The sequence below is a fragment of the Streptomyces torulosus genome (genome assembly GCF_001419765.1).
GTDB lineage: Bacteria > Actinomycetota > Actinomycetes > Streptomycetales > Streptomycetaceae > Streptomyces > Streptomyces torulosus.
This window is the reverse complement of the sequence record NZ_LIRK01000676.1, coordinates 1-3,400: the sequence shown is the minus strand read 5'-3', so window position 1 is coordinate 3,400 and position 3,400 is coordinate 1. Positions and strand designations below refer to the sequence as shown.

General features: G+C 72.5%; 5 protein-coding genes. 2 read left to right on the top strand and 3 right to left on the bottom strand.

Features of this window, described 5'->3' with window-relative positions:
- Positions 1-347 (bottom strand): TetR/AcrR family transcriptional regulator (locus tag AOK23_RS37135; protein ID WP_157878263.1); only part of this gene is annotated, 347 nt, incomplete at its 3' end.
- A gap of 131 nt (positions 348-478) precedes the next feature.
- Here AOK23_RS37135 and AOK23_RS37130 point away from each other — a divergent pair.
- Positions 479-1,039, top strand: coding sequence for an NAD(P)H-dependent oxidoreductase (locus AOK23_RS37130; RefSeq protein ID WP_055516696.1), 561 nt, complete (start codon positions 479-481; stop codon positions 1,037-1,039).
- Between the two features lie 181 nt (positions 1,040-1,220).
- Here the strand turns inward: AOK23_RS37130 and AOK23_RS37125 are convergent, their stop codons facing one another.
- Both AOK23_RS37125 and AOK23_RS37120 read right to left on the bottom strand, forming a co-directional pair.
- A complete protein-coding gene (locus AOK23_RS37125) occupies positions 1,221-1,778 on the bottom strand; it encodes a YbaK/EbsC family protein (protein WP_055716891.1) in 558 nt (185 codons plus the stop codon).
- A 43-nt stretch (positions 1,779-1,821) separates the two neighbouring features.
- Complete coding sequence (locus AOK23_RS37120; protein WP_055716890.1) at positions 1,822-2,394, bottom strand: helix-turn-helix domain-containing protein; 573 nt, start codon at positions 2,392-2,394, stop codon at positions 1,822-1,824.
- 93 nt (positions 2,395-2,487) lie between these two features.
- Between AOK23_RS37120 and AOK23_RS37115 the strand changes: the two genes are divergently transcribed.
- Entirely contained in the window at positions 2,488-3,345 is an 858-nt protein-coding gene (locus AOK23_RS37115; RefSeq protein WP_055716889.1) for an EamA family transporter, read from the top strand.
- Positions 3,346-3,400: the final 55 nt, after the last annotated feature.

Genomic DNA, 3,400 nt, shown 5'->3' with positions numbered 1-3,400 from the left:
GCGGCGTTCCTGACCGGGCCGAGGGGCGTCGGCCCGGTCAGGAACGCCGCCTGGAGCTCCCGCTCATGGTGGTCGAGGAGGGCGACCAGGAGTCCCGTGCGGTCCCCGAAGCGCCGGAAGACGGTGCCCTTGCCGACCTGCGCGGCGGTCGCCACGGCCTCCATCGTCAGGTTGCCCGCTCCGCACTCCCCGGCCAGACGGGCGGCGACCTCCAGCAGCCGGGCACGGTTGCGTGCGGCGTCGGCCCGCAGTCGCGGCTGGTCGCCGGCGGGCCGAACGAAGTCGATCAGATCGTCGAGAGGGTCGCTTTCCGAGGGCCTGACCAAGGGCGGCAGCGGCTCGTTCATGAAAAGAGCGTAACGCTCACCACAGAGAAGTGGACCGCGGTCCGGATGGGTGCTACAAATTTCAACGGACCCTGGTCCGTTTGAAACCCCGGATCCGGCCTTCTGCTTCCACCCTTGCTAGGAGTCAGCTCATGTCCGTACGCATCCTCGCGCTCGTCGGCAGCCTTCGCGCCGGTTCGCACAACCGTCAGCTCGCCGAGGCGGCCGTGAAGCACGCCCCCGAAGGCGTCGAGATCGAGCTGTACGAGGGCTTGGCCGACGTGCCGTTCTACAACGAGGACATCGACACCGAGGAGGCCCTCCCGGCCACCGCCGCGCGTCTGCGTGAGGCGGCCGGCCAGGCGGACGGCTTCCTGCTCTTCTCCCCCGAGTACAACGGCACCATCCCGGCCGTCCTGAAGAACGCCATCGACTGGCTGTCCCGCCCGTACGGCGCCGGTTCCTTCACGGGCAAGCCGGTCGCCGTGGTCGGCACCGCCTTCGGCCAGTTCGGCGGCGTGTGGGCGCAGGACGAGACCCGCAAGGCCGTCGGCATCGCCGGCGCCACGGTCCTGGAGGACGCCAAGCTCTCCATCCCCGGCTCGGTCGTCCGCTTCGCCGAGACCCACCCGGCCGACGACGCCGAGGTCGTCACCGGCCTCACCGCCGTCATCGAGCAGCTGACCGCCCAGGCGGGCGCCGCGGCCGCCTGAGTCGCACACGGCCGTACGCCGCCGGGTTCCGGGCCGCGAGGCCCGGAACCCGGCGCCGCCGTTCCCGGACCCGCGCCGGTCACCGGATCCGCGCCGGTCGGACGATGCCCCAACCCTCCCCCTGGAGAGCGGGGCCCCGGTCAGACGATGCCCCGTCCCCTCCCGGAGACCGCGGCGCCGGTCAGGCGATGCCCAGCCCCTCCAGGACGACCGCGTCGGGCAGTTCGGCGAACGCCTTGCCCGGCACCAGCAGCTTGCCGCGCCGCCGGCCGCTGCCGACCAGGACGTACGGCAGGTCGACCACGGCGGAGTCCACCAGGACCGGCCACCCCGTCGGCAGCCCGAGGGGCGTGATGCCGCCGTACTCCATGCCCGTCTCCCCGGTGGCCGTGTCCATCCGCGCGAAGGACGCCTTGCGGGCGCCCAGTTGCCGCCGGACCACGCCGTTGACGTCGACGCGGGTCGTGGACAGCACCACGCAGGCCGCGAGGCTCGACTCGCCGCCCCGCTTGCCCGCGACGACCACGCAGTTCGCGGACCGCTCCAGCAGGTCCCGCCCGTAGTGCTCGACGAACACGGCGGTGTCGGCCCACCGCGGGTCCGTCTCCACGTACAGGATCTGCTCGGCGGGCACGGCGCCGCCCCAGTGGCGTACGGCGTCGGCGACCGGCCCGACGAGCTGGTCGAGGCATGCGGGGGCGGGGCTGGCGTGGTCGAAGTCTCCGGTGGGTGCGCGCATGACCGGCACGCTAACAAAGCGCCGGTGAGCAGAAGTCGACGTCTCAGTGGACGGGCGGCACCGAGACCGTCAGCACCATCTCGGCCGGGACGTCACCCTGGTTGGCGTACCGGTGCGTGGTGTTGGCCTCGAAGGTGACGCTCGCACCGGCCGGGACACGGTACTCCGCGCCCTCGACGGTGAGCGTCAGCTCGCCGGCGGTGACATGGGCGATCTCGACGGTGCCGGCCGGGTGCGGATCCGATCCGCTGCCCTCGCCCGGCATCAGCCGCCAGTCCCACATCTCCAGCGGACCGGGCGCCTCCGTACCGGCGAGGAGCCTGCTGTAGCTGCCCGCGTCGGTGTGCCACAGCCGCACCACCTGCTCGGCCGGGACGATGCGGACCCTGGGGCCCTGCTCGTAGTCGAGCAGGGTGGTGATGCTGATGCCGAGGGCGTCGCCGATCTTGACGACGGTGCCGATGCTGGGGTTGGTGCGGGCCTGCTCGATCTGGATGAGCATGCCGCGGCTGACTCCGGCACGGGCGGCGAGGGCGTCCAGGGTGAAGCCGCGTTCCGTGCGCCAGCGTTTGACGTTCCGCGCCAGGGACTGGGTCAGCAGGTCGAGGTCCGACACATTCCGTCCAATATTTTGAATGGCAGAGTTCAGTTCAATGAACTACGGTGGAGTGCACTCTTCGTTCACCGAACTGTACTGCGAGGCTGCCCGATGACCGCACTCTTCGCCCTGGCCACCAGCCTCCTGTGGGGCCTGGCCGACTTCGGCGGCGGGCTGCTGAGCAGGCGCGTCCCGGCGCTCACGGTGGTGGTCGTCTCCCAGACGATCGCGGCCGTCGTGCTCGGCGCGATCGTCGTCGCGACCGGCGGCTGGAGCGAGGCCGGCCCCCGGCTGTGGTTCGCCGTGGCCGCCGGCGTGGTGGGCCCGGTCGCCATGCTCGCCTTCTACAAGGCGCTCGCCCTCGGCCCCATGGGCGTCGTCTCCCCGCTCGGCTCGCTGAGCGTGGCCGTCCCGGTGGGCATCGGACTCCTCCTCGGCGAGCGCCCCGCCCTGCCGCAGATCGCCGGCATCCTGGTGGCCGTCGTCGGGGTCGTGCTCGCGGGCGGCCCGCAGATCAAGGGCGCCCCCGTCCAGCGGCAGGCCATCCTCCTCACCCTGGTCGCGGCCTTCGGCTTCGGCGCGGTGATGGCCCTGATCGCGGAGGCGTCGACGACGCTCACCGGCCTGTTCCTGGCCCTGTTCGTCCAGAGGGTCACGAACGCCGCCACGGGCGGCGCCGCCCTCTACGTCTCGGTGCGGCGCGGCACCCCGGCCCTCCCGCCCGAGGGCTTCCCGTACGGCTCGCTCCCGGCGTTCGCCTTCGTCGGCCTCGCGGACGTGGCCGCCAACGGCACCTACTCCCTGGCCGCCCAGCACGGCCCGGTGACCGTCGCCGCCGTCCTCGCCTCGCTGTACCCCGTGATCACCGCCCTGGCCGCCCGCTTCATGCTCGGCGAACGCCTGCGCCCCCTCCAGGCGGCCGGCGCGGGCCTGGCCCTGGCAGGCACCCTCCTCCTGGCAACAGGCTGAACACCCCACCACCGAGCCCACCACCGCCACTCAAGGGGCGCGGGGAACTACGCGA